General features: G+C 72.6%; 17 protein-coding genes. 12 read left to right on the top strand and 5 right to left on the bottom strand.

Annotated features, from left to right (window positions below; all coding sequences use genetic code 11):
- Positions 1-120 precede the first annotated feature (120 nt).
- The 7 genes from AB0E98_RS28215 (at position 121) to metK (ending at position 6,542) form a co-directional block, all read left to right on the top strand.
- Complete coding sequence (locus tag AB0E98_RS28215; RefSeq protein WP_361707906.1) at positions 121-1,224, top strand: quinone-dependent dihydroorotate dehydrogenase; 1,104 nt, start codon at positions 121-123, stop codon at positions 1,222-1,224.
- Between the two features lie 116 nt (positions 1,225-1,340).
- Positions 1,341-2,189, top strand: coding sequence for an orotidine-5'-phosphate decarboxylase (gene pyrF / locus AB0E98_RS28210; RefSeq protein WP_361707903.1), 849 nt, complete (start codon positions 1,341-1,343; stop codon positions 2,187-2,189).
- Between the two features lie 278 nt (positions 2,190-2,467).
- Positions 2,468-2,791, top strand: a complete 324-nt coding sequence (locus tag AB0E98_RS28205) for an integration host factor (RefSeq protein ID WP_126913308.1) — start codon at positions 2,468-2,470, stop codon at positions 2,789-2,791.
- Between the two features lie 96 nt (positions 2,792-2,887).
- Entirely contained in the window at positions 2,888-3,478 is a 591-nt protein-coding gene (gene gmk / locus AB0E98_RS28200) for a guanylate kinase (protein WP_361707900.1), read from the top strand.
- A gap of 35 nt (positions 3,479-3,513) precedes the next feature.
- Entirely contained in the window at positions 3,514-3,786 is a 273-nt protein-coding gene (gene rpoZ, locus AB0E98_RS28195; RefSeq protein ID WP_049718421.1) for a DNA-directed RNA polymerase subunit omega, read from the top strand.
- Between the two features lie 152 nt (positions 3,787-3,938).
- Positions 3,939-5,147 carry a bifunctional phosphopantothenoylcysteine decarboxylase/phosphopantothenate--cysteine ligase CoaBC gene (gene coaBC, locus AB0E98_RS28190; RefSeq protein WP_361707896.1) on the top strand — a complete coding sequence of 403 codons (1,209 nt, stop codon included), beginning with the start codon at positions 3,939-3,941 and terminating at the stop codon, positions 5,145-5,147.
- Positions 5,148-5,333: 186 nt separating this feature from the next.
- Positions 5,334-6,542: a methionine adenosyltransferase gene (metK, locus tag AB0E98_RS28185; protein WP_311610440.1), complete on the top strand. Its 1,209-nt coding sequence runs from the start codon at positions 5,334-5,336 to the stop codon at positions 6,540-6,542.
- 79 nt (positions 6,543-6,621) lie between these two features.
- Here metK and AB0E98_RS28180 read toward each other — a convergent pair whose 3' ends face one another.
- Genes AB0E98_RS28180 through AB0E98_RS28165 form a run of 4 tightly spaced genes read right to left on the bottom strand, consistent with a single transcriptional unit; the run spans position 6,622 to position 11,809 of the window.
- A complete protein-coding gene (locus AB0E98_RS28180; protein ID WP_361707894.1) occupies positions 6,622-7,749 on the bottom strand; it encodes a hypothetical protein in 1,128 nt (375 codons plus the stop codon).
- A 42-nt stretch (positions 7,750-7,791) separates the two neighbouring features.
- Positions 7,792-9,741: a hypothetical protein gene (locus AB0E98_RS28175; protein WP_361707891.1), complete on the bottom strand. Its 1,950-nt coding sequence runs from the start codon at positions 9,739-9,741 to the stop codon at positions 7,792-7,794.
- Positions 9,738-10,484: a toll/interleukin-1 receptor domain-containing protein gene (locus AB0E98_RS28170; RefSeq protein ID WP_361707888.1), complete on the bottom strand. Its 747-nt coding sequence runs from the start codon at positions 10,482-10,484 to the stop codon at positions 9,738-9,740. Before AB0E98_RS28170 ends, AB0E98_RS28175 begins: the two co-directional genes overlap by 4 nt.
- 14 nt (positions 10,485-10,498) lie before the next feature.
- Positions 10,499-11,809, bottom strand: coding sequence for a helix-turn-helix transcriptional regulator (locus AB0E98_RS28165; protein ID WP_361707886.1), 1,311 nt, complete (start codon positions 11,807-11,809; stop codon positions 10,499-10,501).
- Positions 11,810-11,994: 185 nt separating this feature from the next.
- On the opposite strand from AB0E98_RS28165, the gene AB0E98_RS28160 reads away from it, so the two are divergent.
- Positions 11,995-14,145, top strand: a complete 2,151-nt coding sequence (locus AB0E98_RS28160; RefSeq protein WP_361707884.1) for a primosomal protein N' — start codon at positions 11,995-11,997, stop codon at positions 14,143-14,145.
- Positions 14,146-14,458: 313 nt separating this feature from the next.
- Here the strand turns inward: AB0E98_RS28160 and AB0E98_RS28155 are convergent, their stop codons facing one another.
- A complete protein-coding gene (locus AB0E98_RS28155; protein WP_361707882.1) occupies positions 14,459-14,962 on the bottom strand; it encodes a hypothetical protein in 504 nt (167 codons plus the stop codon).
- Between the two features lie 235 nt (positions 14,963-15,197).
- Here AB0E98_RS28155 and fmt point away from each other — a divergent pair, with 235 nt between their 5' ends.
- The 4 genes from fmt (at position 15,198) to AB0E98_RS28135 (ending at position 19,671) form a co-directional block, all read left to right on the top strand.
- Positions 15,198-16,133, top strand: a complete 936-nt coding sequence (fmt, locus tag AB0E98_RS28150) for a methionyl-tRNA formyltransferase (protein WP_361707879.1) — start codon at positions 15,198-15,200, stop codon at positions 16,131-16,133.
- A 102-nt stretch (positions 16,134-16,235) separates the two neighbouring features.
- A complete protein-coding gene (locus AB0E98_RS28145; protein ID WP_361707876.1) occupies positions 16,236-17,672 on the top strand; it encodes a transcription antitermination factor NusB in 1,437 nt (478 codons plus the stop codon).
- 104 nt (positions 17,673-17,776) lie between these two features.
- A complete protein-coding gene (rpe, locus tag AB0E98_RS28140; RefSeq protein WP_361707875.1) occupies positions 17,777-18,463 on the top strand; it encodes a ribulose-phosphate 3-epimerase in 687 nt (228 codons plus the stop codon).
- A 218-nt stretch (positions 18,464-18,681) separates the two neighbouring features.
- Positions 18,682-19,671, top strand: a complete 990-nt coding sequence (locus tag AB0E98_RS28135) for a sugar-binding domain-containing protein (RefSeq protein ID WP_361707872.1) — start codon at positions 18,682-18,684, stop codon at positions 19,669-19,671.
- The last annotated feature ends 63 nt before the right edge of the window (positions 19,672-19,734 follow it).

Raw genomic sequence — 19,734 nt, 5'->3', positions numbered from 1 at the left:
GGGGGTCCCCCCGCCCGCGCCCCGGGCCTTCCCCCCCCCCCCCTCCCCCCCCGGCTTTCGCCGGGGCGGACGGGCGGTCCCACGGAACCTCCCCTTCGGCTGTGGAAGGCCCGCCACCACATGTACTCCCTCTTCTTCCGACTGTTCTTCCAGCGGATGGACCCCGAACGAGCCCACCACCTGGCCTTCTCGTGGATCCGCCGGGCGGCCGGCGTCCCCGTCCTGCGCACCTTCGTCGCGGCCGTCCTCGCCCCCCGCCACAAGGAGCTGCGCACCGAGGCCCTCGGCCTGCGGATGCACGGCCCCTTCGGCCTCGCCGCCGGCTTCGACAAGAACGCCGCCGCGATCGACGGCATGGCCATGCTCGGCTTCGACCACGTCGAGATCGGCACCGTCACCGCCCAGCCCCAGCCGGGCAACCCCAAGAAACGCCTCTTCCGCCTCGTCGCCGACCGCGCCCTGATCAACCGCATGGGCTTCAACAACGACGGCTCGGCGGCCGTGGCGGAGCGCCTGGCGGCCCGCAAGGAGGTCTTCCGGACCACCGTCGGCGTCAACATCGGCAAGACCAAGGTCGTGCCGGAGGAGGAGGCCGTCGCCGACTACGTCGCCTCCACCGAGCGCCTGGCCGCCCACGCCGACTACCTCGTCGTCAACGTCTCGTCGCCCAACACGCCCGGGCTGCGCAACCTCCAGGCCACCGAGTCGCTGCGCCCGCTGCTCACGGCCGTCCGCGAGGCCGCCGACCGCACGGTCACCTCGCGCCACGTCCCGCTGCTGGTGAAGATCGCCCCCGATCTCGCCGACGAGGACGTCGACGCCGTCGCCGACCTCGCCGTCGAGCTGGGCCTGGACGGCATCATCGCCAACAACACCACGATCGCCCGCGACGGCCTGGGCCTCGCCACCCCGAAGCGCACCGTCGAGGCCATCGGCGCCGGCGGCCTGTCCGGCGCCCCCGTGAAGGCCCGCTCGCTGGAGGTCCTGAGCCGCCTGTACGCCCGTGTGGGCGACCGGATCACCCTGGTGGGTGTCGGGGGCATCGAGACCGCCGACGACGCCTGGGAGCGCATCCTGGCGGGCGCCACGCTCGTCCAGGGCTACAGCGCCTTCATCTACGAGGGCCCGTTCTGGTGCCGGAAGATCCACAAGGGCCTGGCCGCCCGCCTGGCCGCCAGCCCGTACAAGACCCTCGCCGAGGCCGTCGGCGCAGCCACCCGCTGACCGAGCCGGGTTGTGACCACTCGTTCCGCAGGGCTGGGGGCACCTCCCAGCGGTAGCTGGGGGAGGGTGGGCACACACCGACCACCGGCCCGCACCCGACCCGGAAAGGGAACCCCATGACCACCGAACCCTTCGGCGCAAGGCTGCGCCGCGCCATGGACACCAGGGGTCCGCTGTGCGTCGGCATCGACCCCCACGCCTCCCTCCTGGCCGACTGGGGCCTGTCCGACGACATCGCCGGCCTGGAGCGCTTCACCCACACCGTCGTGGAGGCCCTGGCCGACCGCGTGGCCGTCCTCAAGCCGCAGTCCGCCTTCTTCGAGCGCTTCGGCTCGCGCGGCGTCGCCGTCCTGGAGCGGGCCGTGGCCGACGCCCGGGCCGCCGGGGCGCTGGTGCTGATGGACGCCAAGCGCGGCGACATCGGCTCCACCATGGCCGCCTACGCCGCCACCTACCTCGACCCGGCCTCGCCGCTGTTCTCCGACGCCGTGACCGTCAGCCCCTACCTCGGCTACGGCTCGCTGCGCCCCGCGCTGGACCTGGCCCGGGAGAGCGGCGCGGGCGTGTTCGTCCTCGCCCTGACCTCCAACCCGGAGGGCGCCGAGGTGCAGCACGCGGTGCGGGCCGACGGCCGGAGCGTCGCGGCGACGATGCTGGACCACCTGCGGGCCGAGAACGCGGGCGCCACGCCCATGGGCTCGTACGGCGCGGTCGTCGGCGCCACGCTGGGTGACTCCCTGACCGCGGCGGGCGCGGAGCTCGCCATCGACGGACCGCTCCTGGCCCCCGGGATCGGGGCGCAGGGCGCCACCGCCGCCGACCTGCCGAAGGTCTTCGGCGCGGCCGTGCGGGACGTGGTCCCGAACGTCAGCCGCGGGGTGCTGCGGCACGGCCCCGACATGGCCGCGCTGCGCGAGAGCGCGGACCGTTTCGCGGGCGAGATCCGGGACGCGGTGGCGGGCTGAGCGACGTCGGTCACAGCGGGGCGATGCGTCCCAGGTCGGCCACACCGGCGAGTTAACGCCAACCGCCAAAGAAAATTGTCGGTCATTATGCCCGGAAAAGTCCTGGTCGAGCGAGTCTGACCAGGACTTTTCGCTTGTTCTCGCTGACTGGAGCGGGATCGGCCGCTAGTCTCCGACGAGAGCGAACGCGCAAGCGCGTTGCTCGTTGCCCCCCAGGTGTGGGCCGACTAGGTTCCTCACCGGTCCGTATCCAGTTCGACTTCCGAGGTGACGTAGGCGTGGCTCTTCCGCCCCTTACCCCTGAACAGCGCGCAGCCGCGCTCGAAAAGGCCGCCGCGGCTCGCCGGGAGCGCGCCGAGGTCAAGAATCGGCTCAAGCACTCCGGCGCCTCTCTGCACGATGTGATCGAGCAGGGCCAGAAGAACGAAGTCATCGGCAAGATGAAGGTCAGTGCCCTCCTGGAGAGTCTCCCCGGGGTGGGCAAGGTCCGTGCCAAGCAGATCATGGAGCGGCTCGGAATTTCCGAGAGCCGTCGTGTGCGCGGTCTCGGCTCCAACCAGATCGCCGCTCTGGAGCGCGAGTTCGGCAGCAAGGCGGCCTGAGCCGAAGGCCCCGCCGCGGTGGCCCGGTGGCCCCGACCGCCCCTCCCGGGCGGTCCGGCGTTACCGGGCACTCCCGGGAACCGGGATAATCGCTGCATGAGTACCTCAGTCTCCCGGGGGACGTCCCCCGTACCCCCGGCCAGACAACCGCGGCTGACCGTGCTCTCCGGCCCCTCCGGAGTCGGTAAGAGCACGGTCGTCGCCCATATGCGCAAGGCCCACCCCGAGGTGTGGCTCTCGGTGTCCTGCACCACCCGCAAGCCGCGCCCCGGCGAGCGGGAGGGTGTCCAGTACTTCTTCGTCGACGACGAGCAGTTCGACAAGCTCATCGCCAACGGCGAGCTGCTGGAGTGGGCCGAGTTCGCGGGCAACCGCTACGGCACGCCCCGCCAGGCCGTGCTGGACCGCCTGGAGGCGGGCGAGCCCGTGCTGCTGGAGATCGACCTCCAGGGCGCCCGGCAGGTCCGCGAGACCATGCCGGAGGCCCGGCTGGTCTTCCTCGCGCCGCCGAGCTGGGACGAACTGGTCCGTCGGCTCACCGGCCGGGGGACCGAGTCGCCCGAGGTCATCGAGCGGCGGCTGGCCGCGGCGAAGGTGGAGCTGGCGGCGGAGTCGGAATTCGACACCACGCTGGTCAACACCTCCGTCGAGGACGTCGCACGCGAGCTGCTAGCCTTGCTGCGCTGAACATCTTTCTTCACCCCCCCTTCGGAAGGCAGAGAGTGTCCTCTTCCATCACCGCGCCCGAGGGCATCATCAACCCGCCGATTGATGAGCTGCTCGAGGCGACCGACTCGAAGTACAGCCTGGTGATCTACGCCGCCAAGCGCGCGCGTCAGATCAACGCGTACTACTCGCAGCTCGGCGAGGGCCTGCTGGAGTACGTCGGCCCGCTGGTGGACACCCACGTCCACGAGAAGCCGCTCTCCATCGCGCTCCGCGAGATCAACGCGGGCCTGCTGACCTCCGAGGCCATCGAGGCCCCGGCGGCGTAAGCACCGGATTTTTTCGTCACCAAGGGCCCGGCAGAGCATCTGCCGGGCCCTTGGTGTACCGGGGGCCCGGGGGCCGTCCCCCGGAAGTCGTGCAGCATAGGTCCGTACAGACGTGCGTGCGTGTACGGGGATCGTGGGGAGAAGCGAGAGCGATGGACAAGCCCAACGTCGTCCTGGGGGTCAGCGGCGGGATCGCCGCCTACAAGGCGTGCGAGCTGCTGCGGCGCCTCACCGAGTCCGGCCATGACGTCCGGGTGGTGCCCACCGCGTCGGCCCTGAACTTCGTGGGGGAGGCGACCTGGGCCGCGCTGTCCGGCCACCCCGCCGGCACCGAGGTGTGGGAGAGCGTCCACGAGGTGCCGCACGTGCGGATCGGCCAGCGGGCCGACCTCGTCGTCGTCGCCCCCGCCACCGCCGACATGCTGGCCAAGGCCGCGCACGGCCTCGCCGACGACCTGCTGACCAACACGCTCCTCACCGCCCGCTGCCCGGTGGTCTTCGCCCCGGCCATGCACACCGAGATGTGGGAGAACCCGGCCACCCAGGAGAACGTGGCGACGCTCCGCCGCCGGGGCGCGATCGTCATCGAGCCCGCCGTGGGCCGGCTCACCGGCGTCGACACCGGCAAGGGCCGGCTGCCCGAGCCCGGCGAGATCTTCGAGGTCTGCCGCAGGGTCCTGGCGCGCGGAGCGGAGGGCATGGCCGCCGACCTCGCGGGCCGCCATGTCGTGGTGAGCGCCGGCGGCACCCGGGAGCCCCTGGACCCCGTGCGCTACCTGGGGAACCGCTCCTCCGGCAAGCAGGGCTACGCCCTCGCCCGGACCGCCGTCGCCCGGGGGGCCAGGGTCACCCTGGTCGCCGCCAACAGCGAGCTGCCGGATCCCGCCGGCGCCGACGTGGTGCGCGTGGGGACGGCGGTGCAGTTGCGGGAGGCCGTGCTCAAGGCCGCCGCGGACGCGGACGCCGTGGTGATGGCCGCGGCCGTCGCCGACTTCCGGCCGGCCGGCTACGCCGAGGACAAGATCAAGAAGCGGGACGGGCAGGAGCCGGAGCCGGTGGCGCTGGTGCGCAACCCGGACGTCCTCGCCGAGCTCTCGGCGGACCGCCCCCGCCCCGGCCAGGTCGTCGTCGGCTTCGCCGCCGAGACCGACCACGTGCTGGAGAACGGCCGCGCCAAGCTCGCCCGCAAGGGCTGCGACCTGCTGGTCGTCAATGAGGTGGGGGAGCGGAAGACATTCGGCTCCGAGCGGAACGAGGCCGTCGTCCTCGCCCCCGACGGCACCGAGACCCCGGTCCCGTACGGCCCCAAGGAAGCCCTCGCGGACACGGTCTGGGACCTCGTCGTCCCCCGCCTGGGCTGACGCGTTCCGGGCACGGTCTGTGCGGCTTTCGTGACGGGAGTCACAGGCCGTGCCCAATGTCATCGGGGGCGGGATGTTCGGAGAGCGACGGGGCCGGATAAACTGGCTACGGATCCGAGTCGAGCGCAGCTCTCGGCCGGGTCTGTCAATGATCAGCCAGCAGCCGCTGCAACCCCAGGGAGCGATGTGTCCCGCCGCCTGTTCACCTCGGAGTCCGTGACCGAGGGTCACCCCGACAAGATCGCTGACCAGATCAGCGACTCCATTCTCGACGCCCTCCTCAAGGAGGACCCGACGTCCCGCGTCGCCGTCGAGACGCTCATCACCACCGGCCTGGTGCACGTCGCCGGCGAGGTGACCACGAAGGCCTACGCGCCGATCGCCTCGCTCGTGCGCAACAAGATCCTCGAGATCGGCTACGACTCGTCCAAGAAGGGCTTCGACGGCGCCTCCTGCGGCGTCTCGGTCTCCATCGGCGCGCAGTCCGCCGACATCGCCCAGGGCGTCGACACCGCTTACGAGAGCCGCGTCGAGGGCGACGAGGACGAGCTCGACAAGCAGGGCGCCGGCGACCAGGGCCTGATGTTCGGCTTCGCCTGCGACGAGACGCCGAACCTGATGCCGCTGCCGATCGAGCTCGCGCACCGGCTCTCGCGCCGCCTGTCCGAGGTCCGCAAGAACGGCACCATCCCGTACCTGCGCCCCGACGGCAAGACCCAGGTCACCATCGAGTACGACGGCAACAAGGCCGTGCGCCTGGACACCGTGGTCGTCTCCTCGCAGCACGCCTCCGACATCGACCTGGACTCGCTGCTCGCGCCCGACATCCGTGAGTTCGTCGTCGAGCACGTGCTCAAGGAGCTCGTCGAGGACGGCATCAAGCTCGACACCGACGGCTACCGCCTCCTGGTGAACCCCACCGGCCGCTTCGAGATCGGCGGCCCCATGGGCGACGCCGGCCTCACCGGCCGCAAGATCATCATCGACACCTACGGCGGCATGGCCCGCCACGGTGGCGGCGCCTTCTCCGGCAAGGACCCGTCCAAGGTCGACCGCTCCGCCGCGTACGCGATGCGCTGGGTCGCCAAGAACGTCGTCGCCGCCGGCCTGGCCGCCCGCTGCGAGGTCCAGGTGGCCTACGCGATCGGCAAGGCCGAGCCCGTCGGTCTCTTCGTCGAGACCTTCGGCACCAACACGGTCGACACCGACAAGATCGAGAACGCCATCGCCGAGGTCTTCGACCTCCGCCCGGCCGCGATCATCCGCGACCTCGACCTGCTCCGCCCGATCTACGCCCAGACCGCCGCGTACGGCCACTTCGGCCGCGAGCTCCCCGACTTCACCTGGGAGCGCACGGACCGCGTGGACGCGCTGCGCAAGGCCGCGGGGCTGTAAGTCCCGCCCGGTCGCACACCACACCGAGCCGATGGCCGGTGCCCTCTTCGGAGGGCACCGGCCATCGGTGCGAGCGGTGTCATTCGGTGGGTTCCCCGCCCGGTGGGCCGAACAGCGGGTCGGTGCCGTCGTCCGGGGCCTGCGGCGCGTCGAAGCGCTGCCGTATCTCCTCGGCTGTTCCGTGCTGGTCGGCCGCGTCGGCGGCTCTCGCGACCCGCTGGGCGAAGAGTGCCCGGCGAGGGTCGTCATCGTCGAACCCCATCGCGGTCAGCATCTCGTCGAAGCGGTCCGCGACCGAGGGCTCACCGGGTGTATCACCGGATGTCTTGTCGGGCGATTCCAGGTATTTCTCCTCGACCGCCTCGTATTCGTCACCCTGCTCGGCCGCTCGCTCGTGCCATTCCGGCACCGGATGAGGCACCAGGTGCCGAAACCGCTCGGGGACGTCCTGATCGTTGGCGGCCGACGAGAGCTGAGCCAGGAGACCGAGATCCGCCACCGCCTTGTCGATCTTGTCGTCGTTCTTCGCGAGCCACCACACCACCGCGCTGCCGGTGTTCTTCAGCACATCCCCGCCCAGGTAGGCGCGCTTGCTCTGCTCGTATTTCCGCTCGTGCTCCCAGACCGCTTCGTCCTTGCGCACGGCGGAAAGCTTCGCCAGCCGCTCCCGGTCCTGGTCGGCGAGGGTGAGCAGCACGTTCTCCGCCATGGCATACACCCGGCCTGTCGGGTCGGGCAGCATCGTTCCCAGCTCGCCGTCCAGCTGGTACTGAGCCAGCGCGCTCCGGCCGGGTGACTTCCGCGACGTGATCTCACGGGCCCGGTTGAGCACGGCGTCGATGGCGAGCGAGCCGGCGTTGACGACGGGGGCGTCCGCCGGGGCGTCGTCGATGGGACACCAGCGCACCGTCGCCGAAAAGATGAAGTCATAGTCGTCGGTGTCGCTCGGCAGAGCCACATCCGTGATGCGCTGCTCCCGGCGTTCCAGGGGCGGAATCGGCAGGTCGGGCTCCAGCATCAGTTCGCGGGGGAAAGGGCTCCGCCGGCGGTCCGCCGCCTTCACAGCCACCACCGCGGCCATGGCAAGGACGGCAGTCGACGCGGGCCATGCCCAGAGCGGCCATTCCACGCACAGCCCGATGATGACGATGAGTAATGCGCCGATGACGGTGAGGAACGCCGTCAGGGTCTTGTGACCAGAGGTCATCGTGTGTTCTCTCCCGTTGGGTGTTACAGGTGAGTGCGTCGCCTACAGGCCTTGAGCGGCATCGATCATCTGTAGGAAGCGGTCCGCCACGTCGGCGCGTCGGCTGCGGCCCGGCGTGCTCTCCGCCGAGCAGGCCCAGTCGCGCGTGGCCACATAGAGGAGGCTCAGGAGATCGCTCCTGTGTCCGCCGGAATCGACCAGCACGGACAGAAGACCGTCGCGGTACCGGCTGTCCTCCGACGCCACGGTCAGCCAGCGCTCCATGAGTTCGTTCCAGGCGCTGCGCGGGCGCTGCTGAAGGGCCGCCCTCCAGCAAGCGACCCACTGGCGCCGCATGCCGGACGCGGTGACGAGGGACGGGCGGGACGGCACGGAGTCCGCCAGGGCGAGGAAGAGGTCGACGTCGGCCGGCCAGTCCGCCTGGGCGATGTCACGGTCGAGCCGGTCGAGGAGCCTGCGGTGGAGGCGGCGATCGGCGCGTACGAGCCGGAGCAGGGCGTCTCGCGCCAGTGTGGTGCCACGCTCTCGTCTGGCCAGATGGTGCAGCCGGACCATGGCCTGGTCCGGGTGGCGCACCGCCATGACCTCACCGCAGACTCCGACGAGCACCTCGGCGAGCCCCGTCGCCAGGCGGCGTTCACGGGACCAGTCGTAGATCTTCGCCCGGAAGAAATGGCCCCATGACTCGTGGGTCAGGCCGTGCTCGAGACTGTGCGCGGCCGCTCGCTGCCGGATCGTGCGGAGTGCGGTGTCGGCATGTGCCGATCCAGCCCACCGCTCCACGAGGGTCACCAGGTCGCTCGGCCGTTCCGTTCGCAAGCACTGCTCCGTGAACCGGGCGATCAGACGGTCACGGTTGCCCTGCGTCAGTGTGCGCAGTTCGACGGCGCCTCCCACCCAGGTCCGGAAATGGGCGCGGAGCTCCGGCATGGTGCCCCAGAAGTGCGCCCGGACGGCCGGGGCATAGCCGAGACCGGTGAACCGGACCCTGCCTTCCGGATCCCTCTCGGCGTTGATCGCCTTGAATCGCTCGGCGAGATCGGCCCGCTCCAGCAGGGGCACCGGGTCGTCCGGATAGCCCACGGCGCGCAGCAGGTCGCCGGTGGCGCGGTGCACGGCGTCGGCATGCGAGCCGTGCAGCATGGCCGTGGAGAGCAGGAGGGCGCGCTGGGGCCCTTCCCGTAGGGACGCGACGTCGTCCGCGGCCTGCTTGGCCCGGTCCGTCACCGCCCCCAGGGCCTCTTCGCACCACCTGGGGAATCCGCCCGCCCCGGGCGACGAGGCATGGGCGCGTGCCAGGTAGTGAGCGAGGGCGGCGACTTCCCGCAGGGGTGGTTTCCGGTCCAGATAGGACACCAGGTCCGCGGGTAATGTCGCGGTCTCGCCGGGGTCGATTCCCGCCAGGCGCGCGTAGCGCCGGAGCACTTCCCGTCCCGAGGGGCGCTCGATATCGGCTCGGAACTGCTGGAACGGTGGATGCAGCCGGTGCACAAGGCGGTGGGGGAGGACCACCACCAGATGGGCCCGGCGCTCCACCACTGTCCTGCGGAACGAGGAGAGCTCGTCCTGGACATCGCTCCATAGATCCTCGTCGCGCGTGGACATGTTCAGTAGGAGCCGGTCGTTCTCGCCGATGTAGTCCGCGATCAGATACGGCTTCTTGCCTTCCGGTGTCAGTTCGTGGAAAGCACCCCCGTCCTTGGCGAGTTCATACAGGAGCATTTGTGCTGCGGAGTGCCTACCGCTTCCCGGGTCGCCGTTCAGCAGCACGGTCCCGCTTTGTCTCAGCAGTTCCCGCGCCTCGCCCAGGCCTGAAGGGGCGACGAAGCGCTGTCGCAGCCACCGCAGCTGGTCCTCGGCAATGGTGCGGGGCGTCTGGCCATACGTATTCCTCAGCAAGTCGCCGGGGTCGGTGATGAAGATCTGATTGCCGCCGCCCGTGTGGACGGGGCCCTGGCCCCCCGACAGGAAGGAACCGATCCGTTCCCTCACTGCTCGTCGTCCGCGGTGCCGTTCGTCTGGCCGAAGTGATGCCGGATGCCTCCCTGGAGGTCGCTCGCCACATAGGCGGCGCCGGCTCCCGATCCGGCCCCGGAAAAGTGCTGCGACCCGACGTACTGGTCACCTCTGCCCGTATGCACGGGCCCCCGCGTTCCGTGGAGGGAAGTGCCCACGGTGCCGGTGAAGTCCCGTGTCTGGACGACCGTGCCTTGAGTGCCGCCGCTCACGGAGTTCTGCACGGAAGTGGCCGGCTCGGTTCGGGCGGTGCTGTTGTCGGCGGCGGCGAGGTGCGGGACGAGCTCCGCCAGCGCGTCTCCGATCCGGGTGAGATCGGCCTGGGCGTTCTGGTGGTCGAATCGCAGCGAATTGAGGTCGGCGATTCGCTGTAGCTTCTTCGGAAGTGCGGCTTTCGGGAGCCGGTCCGTCGTGCGCCCGTCGAGCACCGGGAGGACCTCGATCCCGTACTCGAAGGCTTCGAGGATCTCTTGGCGCACCCAGTCCTTCGCGTCGCGCAGACCGGGGTGCTGTGCCCAGCCCGGCCCGATGACCGCGATCAGGACGCTGCTGCTCCGGACCGCCTTTCGCAGTGCTTCGGGGAATAGCGTGCCGGGTCGGATGGACTTCGAGGCGCGGAAGACCTTCTCATCCCCGAAACGGGCCGACAGTGCCGTGTCGAGCACCGTGGCGGTCTTCTCGCCGTCACCGGTCCGGTAATTGATGAAGATGTCGGGCATGGCGATTCTTCCTCTCAGCTTGACGGATGGTGCGTGGAGACGAAATGCAGTGCGGCGGTGAGCTCGGGTGCCAGTGCGCGAACAGAGGAATTGCGCGGGTGGCGGGCCAGCGTGCGTTCCAGTCGGCGAAGGTCCGCGGTGATGGTGGCGGAACCCACTGCGACGGTGGCGGTGAGCAGGGGCGCCACGACATCGCAGGCGTGGTCGATGTCACCGGCGGTGGCATGAGCGAGGGCGCGGCGTACGCCGTAGCGGGCCTGGGATCGCAGAGCGTTGCCCGGTAACCGCTGTACCTGCGCGTCCATGACCTCCGCGGCCCGCCGTGGCCGGCCCAGGTCGTGCAGGCACCAACCGGTCACCATGGCGACCGGGTCGGAGAGACTGGTGGGGCCGATGACGGGGGTGTCCGGGTCGGCCCCGGGGATGGCGAGCAGGACGCGGGCACGGTCCAGACAGCGCATGCAGGAGTCGTAGTCCCCCGCGAGCGCGTGCCCCTGCGCCTCGCGCTGCGCGGCCAGGCCCCGGATACGCGGAGGCAACGGGCCCCGCTGCGCCTGACGGGCCAGGCTGATCGTTTCGGCGGCGTCCTGCCGGTACATGGCGATCAGCGCTCTCCGCACGAGGGCGTAAGCCGCGAGGTGGTCGTCGCCGCCGGCGGCCGCCATGCGCACGGCGCGTTCCGTCCACCACAGAGCGGACCGGTCGTTCCCCGTCTCCTGTACGAGCCAGCCGATGTACTCGGCGTAGCGGGAAGCCAGCCCCAGCAGGCCCGCGCGGGTGCGCGGACCGGCGCGCAGGGCGAGGCTCCGTAAGATGTGCGTCTGCGCGATCAAGGCGGGCAGCACGGCCTCGGGAGCGGCCGCTTGGCCGAGCTGCCGGTACTGGCCGAACAAGGAACGGGATATCTCCAGCAGCGTCTCCCCCTCGGGGCCGGCCGGTGGGCGGGGGAGACCCATACGGACACCGACAACCGAAGCGGCCGCTCTCGCCACGACCTGCCTGCGGCCCAGAGGTTCGAACCGGCTCGGCCCGTCCGGGGGCAACTCCATCGACCACAGCTCCTCGTCACCGGTGCTCACTTGTGAGGGTTCCGCTTCCTGCCGTCGGCGTTCCTCCGGGACCAGGGCGATGAGCGCGCCCCCCGCCTCGAACACGACATCGCACAGACGCGCCAGCTCGGGGCTGGCCGGCTTGTCGCCGCGCTCCACTTTGCTCAGGTGGCCCTTGCTGAAGTGGACACGTGTGGCCAGGTCGTCCAGCGTCATACGCGCGGCGCGGCGCAGTTTGCGAAGCTCGTGTCCGAAGTGACGTGACTGCTCGAGCACGCGGATCCCCCTCGTTTCCCTTTCGCCGGCGGCCCCCCGGGGCGCCGCGAGTCAGATTGCGGCGCGGCGCCCCGGGCGAGCAAGGTCAACAGAAAAGTTTCCTGTTTCCTCTTCGCGCACTCCCCGCCGCCCAGGCGCATCGCGCTCGGCCACCGCTGTCAGTGGCGTCTGGTAGGACTGGGGCTGTGAGCAGCGAGAACGGACGGTCGGAGCGGGAGGGTCCCGAGGCGGAGCAGCTCGCGCTGATCCGGGAGAGCGTGCGCAAGGCCAAGGTGCCGCGGGCCAAGCCGCGGACGTGGCGGGGGGCCGTGCTGGCCAAGGAGCTGCCCGTGGCCCGGGTGCTGGTCGACAAGGGCCCGGTCCACCTCGACCGGCTGTGGGACTACGCCGTTCCCGCCGAGCTGGACGCCGAGGCCCGGCCCGGGGTGCGGGTGCGGGTGCGCTTCGGCGCGGGCACACGGAACGTACGGGGCGGGCGCCGGGAGGGGGGCGGGCTGCTCGACGGGTTCATCGTGGAGCGGGTCGCCGAGTCCGACTATCAGGGGCCGCTGGCCGCGCTCGCGCAGGTGCTGTCGCCCGAGCCGGTGCTGAGCCCGGCGCTGCTGGGGCTCTGCCGGGCCGTCGCCGACCGGTACGCGGGCTCGCTCGCCGATGTGTTGCAGCTGGCCGTGCCGCCCCGGCACGCCCGGATCGAGGCCGAGCCGTCGCCCGGGCCGGCCCCTCACCCCGCCGCGCCGGAGCCCGGCAGCTGGGCGCGGTATCCGACCGGGTCCGCCTACCTCCAGGCCATCGCCCGGGGCGACGCCCCCCGCGCGGTGTGGACGGCGCTGCCCGGGCCGCACTGGCCGGGGGAGCTGGCCCGGGCCGCCGCCGCCGCGCTCGCGTCCGGGCGCGGGGCGTTGATCGTCGTGCCCGACGGCCGGACCGCCGCCCGCGTCGACGCCGCGCTCGGCGAGCTGCTGGGCGCCGGGCGCCATGTGCTGCTCACCGCCGACACGGGCCCCGAGGAGCGCTACCGTCGCTGGCTCGCGGTCAGCCGCGGTGCGGTACGGGCCGTGGTCGGCACCCGCGCCGCGATGTTCGCGCCCGTACGGGATCCCGGCCTCGTGGCCATCTGGGACGACGGCGACTCCAGCCACAGCGAGCCGCACGCGCCCCAGCCGCACGCCCGTGAGGTGCTGCTGCTCAGGGCCGCCCACGAGAAGGCGGCGTTCCTGCTGGGCGGCTTCGGCTGCACGGTGGAGGCCGCCCAGCTGGTGGAGACCGGCTGGGCCCTGCCCCTGGTCGCGGCCCGCGACCGGATCCGCGTCACCGCGCCCCGGATCCGTACGGTCGGGGAGGCCGACGAGGCGCGGGACGCCGCCGCCCGGGCCGCCCGGCTGCCCACGGTGGCCTGGGAGGCCGCCCGGGAGGGCCTCAAGCACGGGCCGGTGCTGGTCCAGGTGCCGCGCCGGGGCTATGTGCCCAGGCTGGCCTGCGAGCGCTGCCGCGAGCCCGCCCGCTGCGCGCACTGCGCCGGGCCGCTGGAGGCGCGCTCCGGAGACGACGGCCTGCTGCACTGCGGCTGGTGCGGGCAGGAGGCCCGCGACTGGCACTGCGGCGAGTGCGGCGGTTTCCGGCTGCGCGCCCAGGTCGTGGGAGCCGGACGGACCGCCGAGGAGCTGGGCCGGGCGTTTCCGGCCGTGCCCGTCCGTACGTCCGGGCGCGATCACGTCCTGGACACCGTCCCGGACCGGCCCGCGCTCGTCGTCTCCACGCCGGGCGCCGAGCCCGTCGCCGAGGGCGCCGGTTACGCGGCGGCCCTGCTGCTGGACGGCTGGGCCCTGCTCGGCCGCCCTGACCTACGGGCGGGGGAGGAGGCGCTGCGCCGCTGGCTGGGCGCGGCCGCGCTGGTGCGGGGGCAGGAGGCCGGTGGCACGGTCGTGGTCGTGGCCGACCCGACGCTGCGGCCGGTGCAGGCCCTGGTCCGCTGGGACCCGGCCGGGCACGCGGTGCGTGAGCTGGCCGACCGGGCGGAGCTGGGCTTTCCGCCGGTGTCGCGGATGGCGGAGGTCTCGGGGCCGCCGTCCGCTGTCGCGGAGCTGATCGCGATGGCGGAGCTGCCGGAGGGGGCGGAGGTGCTCGGGCCCGTCCCGCTGCCGCCGCCCCTGCCGGGGCGGCCGCGGCGGGCGGGCGACCCTCCGCCGGGTGAGCACTGGGAGCGTGCCCTGCTCCGGGTGCGGCCCGGGCAGGGCGCGGCGCTGGCGGCCGCGCTCAAGACGGCGCAGGCGATACGGCTGGCTCGGCGGGAGGGGGAGGCGGTGCGGTTGCGGGTGGATCCGCCGGATATTGGGTGACCGGTGACCGGTCCCGTGCGGAGTGTCCACCTTCCGCAGCGTCGGGCGACGGCCACGATGGTGGAGGTCGGCGGTGCCGGACCGGCCTCGGGCCGGTGGGTGCCCCACATGTGGTCTGTTCGGCACCGCCGGGCTCCCCGGTGGGGGTCGCTCGCCGTTGCGGCGGGGAGGGCCCCGGTCCCTCCCCCGGCTACCGCTGGGAGGTGCCCCCATTTCACCGTTTCCGGGGGCTGCGCCCCCGACCCAGGGGATGGGGGCCGGCGTTTCCGGGGCTTCACCCCGTGCCCGCGCCCCGCTCCCCGGCCCGGGGAGATCAGCCGTTCCGGGGGCCCGGAAACGCCGACGCGCGGGGCTCCTCGCGGTGGGCCGAGGGCTGGCCCGGGACCGTACGGGCCGCCGGGACGACCGGTACCGGCGTGGGGTCCGCCGTGCGGACGGAGTCGGGTGCCTCGGCCGTGGCCTGCGCGCCCGCGCGCCGAGCGCCGTAGCGGCGGTGCACCGCCTGCTTGGTGACGCCGAGCGCCGAACCCACCGCGTCCCACGAGAAGCCCAGCGAACGGTCGAAGTCCACCGCCGCCGTGACCAGCGTCTCGACGCTGTCCCGCAGCTCCTGCGCCAGCCGGACGGTGGGCGCGGGGGCGCGGCCGTAGACGACGAAGCCCGCCGACGGGCCGGTGCGGCGCGGCCGGTAGACATTGCCCAGCTGGGCGGTGAGGGTGCGCAGGGCGTCCACCTGGCGGCGGACCCTCTCGATGTCCCGGACCAGGAGATGCAGGCTGGCCCGTGCCTGGGCGTCGTGGGTTGCGTGGTCGGGCATGAACAAGCCTCTCGGACCGGCGGTTAAAGGGACGTTCGGGTGGGAGAAAGGAAGGCGGGCCGCAGTTGCGGCCCGTTTCGGTCAATCTCTCTTGACCCAACGCGCCACGGGCCGCTGGGTCACGGTATGGGGGCGTACATCCGCCGGAATGGGGCGCGTGTCAGCCCGCACGCCCCCTGTGGCAAGGGCGCCTCTAGACTGAGACGCCGCTCACCAGAGAGGTAGTCCGCCACCCATGAGGCTCGTCTTCGCCGGTACCCCCGAGGTCGCCGTTCCCGCCCTCGATGCCCTGATCGCCTCGGACCGCCACGAGGTCGTCGCCGTCGTCACCCGGCCCGACGCGCCCGCCGGGCGTGGCCGCCGGCTGGTCGCCAGCCCCGTCGCCGAGCGTGCCGAGGAGGCCGGCATCGAGGTGCTCAAGCCCGTCAGGCCGCGCGATGAGGACTTCCTCGCCCGGCTGCGGGAGATCGCCCCGGACTGCTGCCCCGTCGTCGCCTACGGCGCCCTGCTGCCCAAGGCCGCCCTGGAGATCCCCACCCACGGGTGGGTGAATCTCCACTTCTCGCTGCTGCCCGCCTGGCGTGGTGCCGCCCCCGTGCAGCACGCGATCCTCGCCGGTGACGACATGACCGGCGCCTCCACGTTCCAGATCGAGGAGGGCCTGGACTCCGGCCCCGTCTACGGCGTGCTGACCGAGCACGTCCGCCCCACCGACACCAGCGGCGACCTGCTGACGCGGCTCGCCTTCGCCGGCTCCGGGCTGCTCGCCGCGACCATGGACGGCATCGAGGACGGCACGCTCAAGGCCGTGCCGCAGCCGGCGGACGGCATCACGCTCGCCCCGAAGATCAGCGTCGAGGACGCCCGGATCGACTGGGCCGCGCCCGCCCTGCGCGCCGACCGCGTCGTACGCGGCTGCGCCCCGGCGCCCGGCGCCTGGACGACCTTCCGCGGCGAGCGCCTGAAGGTCATGTCCGTGGCCCTCGACCCCGCCCGTACGGACCTGGCGCCCGGCGAGATGGCCGCCGCCAAGAACTCCGTCCACGTGGGCACCGGCTCCCACGCCGTCCGGCTCCAGTGGGTCCAGCCGCAGGGCAAGAAGCCGATGCAGGCCGCCGACTGGGCGCGCGGCGTGCGCATCGCCCAAGGCGAGAAGCTCGGCGACGAGTGAGCCAGGAGTGGCCCGGGGCGAGCCGGCGGTGGCCCGGGGTGGGGCAGGAGTGATCCGGCGTAGGCTGGAGTTCCTCATCACCCCAGCTCCGGAGCACCTTTCGTGAACGACCAGGCCCCTCGCAAGCGCCCCGCAAAGCCCTACCGCCGGCCCAAGAAGGACCCGGTGCGGATACTCGCCTTCGAGGCACTGCGGGCCGTCGACGAGCGGGACGCGTACGCGAACCTGGTGCTCCCGCCGCTGCTCCGCAAGGCCCGGGAGCAGGAGGGCTTCGAGACCCGCGACGCCGCCCTCGCCACCGAGCTCGTCTACGGGACGCTGCGCCGCCAGGGCACCTACGACGCGATCATCGCCGCCTGCGTGGACCGCCCGCTGCGCGAGGTCGACCCGCCGGTGCTGGACGTCCTGAGCCTCGGCGCCCACCAGCTGCTCGGCACCCGCATCCCCACGCACGCGGCGGTCTCGGCCACCGTCGAGCTGGCCCGGGTGGTGCTCGGCGACGGGCGGGCCAAGTTCGTCAACGCCGTCCTGCGCCGGATCACCGCCCATGACCTGGACGGCTGGCTGGAGAAGGTCGCCCCGCCCTACGAGGACGACCCCGAGGAGCACCTCGCCGTCGTCCACTCCCACCCGCGCTGGATCGTCTCCGCGCTGTGGGACGCGCTCGGCGGCCCCCGGGCCGGCATCGAGGACCTGCTGGAGGCGGACAACGAGCGCCCCGAGGTCACCCTGGTCGCCCGCCCCGGCCGGGCCACGACCGAGGAGCTGATCGCGGCGGTCGGCGAGGACTCCGCCCTGCCCGGCCGCTGGTCGCCCTGCGCGGTCCGGCTCGCCGAGGGCGGCGAGCCCGGCGCGCTGGAGCCCGTCCGGGAGGGGCGCGCGGGCGTCCAGGACGAGGGCAGCCAGCTGATCGCCCTCGCCCTGGCCGAGGTCCCCGTGGACGGGCCGGACGAGCGCTGGCTGGACGGCTGCGCGGGCCCCGGCGGCAAGGCCGCGCTGCTCGGCGCGCTCGCCGCGCAGCGGGGCGCTTCGCTGCTGGCGTCCGAGAAGCAGCCGCACCGGGCCCGCCTCGTCGCCCGCGCCCTGGAAGGCAACCCCGGCCCGTACGAGGTCATCGCCGCGGACGGCACCCGTCCGCCGTGGCGCGAGGGGTCCTTCGACCGGGCCCTGGTCGATGTGCCCTGCTCGGGTCTGGGCGCCCTGCGCCGCCGTCCCGAGGCCCGCTGGCGCCGCCGCCCCGAGGACCTGGCCGGCTTCGCGCCGCTCCAGCGGGGACTGCTGCGCGAGGCGCTGCGCTCCGTGCGCGTCGGCGGCGTCGTCGGCTACGCCACCTGCTCGCCCCACCTGGCGGAGACCCGGGCCGTCGTCGAGGACGTGCTCCGCGGCCGCGGTGGCGAGGCCCCACCCGCCGAGTGGATCGACGCCCGCCCCTTCATGCAGGGCGTCCCGGTGCTGGGCGAGGGCCCGGACGTCCAGCTGTGGCCGCATCTCCACGGCACGGACGCGATGTATCTGGCGCTGCTGCGCCGTACGGGCTGACCTCCCGGCCGGGGGCGCGAGCGTCCCCGGCCGACGGCCGAGCTCCCCGGCCGCCGCCGGGGCCCGTGTCACAGGCATAAGCGGCGGCATGGCAGGCTTGGGGCATGGCAGCGCAGATCAACCCCAGCATCCTTTCCGCGGATTTCGCCCGGCTCGCCGACGAGGCGCAGGCCGTGCGGGGCGCCGACTGGCTCCACGTCGATGTGATGGACAATCACTTCGTCCCCAATCTGACGCTCGGCGTTCCCGTCGTCGAATCGCTGCTCAAGGCGACCGACACGCCGCTGGACTGCCATCTGATGATCGCGGACCCCGACCGCTGGGCCCCGCAGTACGCGGAGGTGGGCGCCGGCTCGGTGACCTTCCACGCGGAGGCGGCCCACGCGCCCGTACGGCTCGCGCGGGAGATCCGGCGGCTGGGGGCCCGGGCGTCGATGGCGCTCAAGCCCGCCACGCCCATCGAGCCCTTCGAGGACCTGCTCCCCGAGCTCGACATGCTGCTGATCATGACCGTCGAGCCGGGCTTCGGCGGCCAGTCGTTCCTCGACATCATGCTGCCCAAGATCCGCCGCACCCGTGAGCTGATCTCGCGCCACAACCTCCCCATCTGGCTCCAGGTGGACGGCGGCGTCTCGGCCGCCACCATCGAGCGGTGCGCGGAGGCGGGCGCGGACGTGTTCGTGGCCGGCTCCGCCGTCTACGGTATGGACGACCCGGCGGAGGCCGTACGGGCCCTGCGCGCCCAGGCGGAGCAGGCCACCCTCACCGCGCCCTGGGCCTGCGCGCACTGAGCGGTCCGTACCGCTCGCCCGAATTGCTGAGGGCCGAGGTCGAGGTCTGATCACGGACCGTCGAATCTGACAGGATGACATCGGGTCCACGCGTCACAGCGGGACACCTTCAGCAGAAACAGCTACATCCACATCAGTAGCTACCCACCGGTAGCAGCAAGCTTGACCACAGTAGTGAGGAGACCGCGGTGTCGACGGGCGGCCGTTCAGCCACGCCTATGGGGCCCGCCGAGCTGGTGCAGGCGGCGGCGATGGCCCGCCGTTTCTACCTCGAGGGCAAGTCGAAGATCCAGATCGCCGAGGAGTTCGGCGTGAGCCGCTTCAAGGTGGCCCGTGTGCTGGAGACGGCGCTCGAGCGCGATCTGGTGCGCATCGAGATCCGGGTGCCGGCCGAGCTGGACGCGGAGCGCTCCGACGCGCTGCGCGCCCGCTACGGCCTGCGCCACGCGGTCGTCGTGGAGTCCCCGGCCGACGCCGCCGACGACGCCGCCGACCCGGAGAACCTCGGCGAGGTCGCGGCCGGCCTGCTCGGCGAGCTGGTCCACGAGGGCGATGTGCTCGGCCTCGCCTGGGGCCGCTCCACCATCCACATGGCCGCGGCCCTCCACCGGCTGCCCCCTTGCACGGTGGTCCAGCTCACCGGCGTCTACGACGCGGGCACCGCCGAGCGCGGTTCGGTGGAGGCCGTCCGCCGGGCCGCCCAGGTCTCCGGCGGCGAGGCCCACCCGATCTACGCCCCGATGCTGCTGCCGGACACGGCCACCGCCGCCGCCCTGCGCGGCCAGACGGGCATCGCCCGGGCCTTCGAGTACTTCGACCGGGTCACCGTCGCCGCCGTGTCCATCGGCTCCTGGGAGTCGGGCGTCTCCACGGTCTACGACATGCTCACCGAGGAGGAGCGCGAGCACTACGCCTCCCTCGGCGCGGCCGCGGAGATGTCCGCGCACCTCTTCGACGCCGAGGGCCGCCGCATCGGCCGGGACCTGGGCGAGCGCTGCATCACCGTCGAGGCCGACCGGCTGCGCCGCATACCGGAGGTCGTCGCGATCGCCGGCGGGCTGCGCAAGGCGGCGGCGATCGGCGCGGTGCTCCGCTCCGGCCTGGTCACCAGCCTGGTCACGGACACCGCCGCCGCCGATTTCCTCCTCAACGAGACGGGCCCGGGCCCCCGCCCGGCCCTGGACCGTGCCGACCCGGACGGGGTGTAGGCAGGCGGGCACTTCCCGGTTTTCGCCTGGTTTCACCGGGTTTCACCGGGATCCTCGCAGGTC

The organism is Streptomyces sp. NPDC037389, from assembly GCF_040636475.1.
GTDB lineage: Bacteria > Actinomycetota > Actinomycetes > Streptomycetales > Streptomycetaceae > Streptomyces > Streptomyces hesseae.
This window is presented reverse-complemented; position numbering and strand designations above follow the sequence as displayed.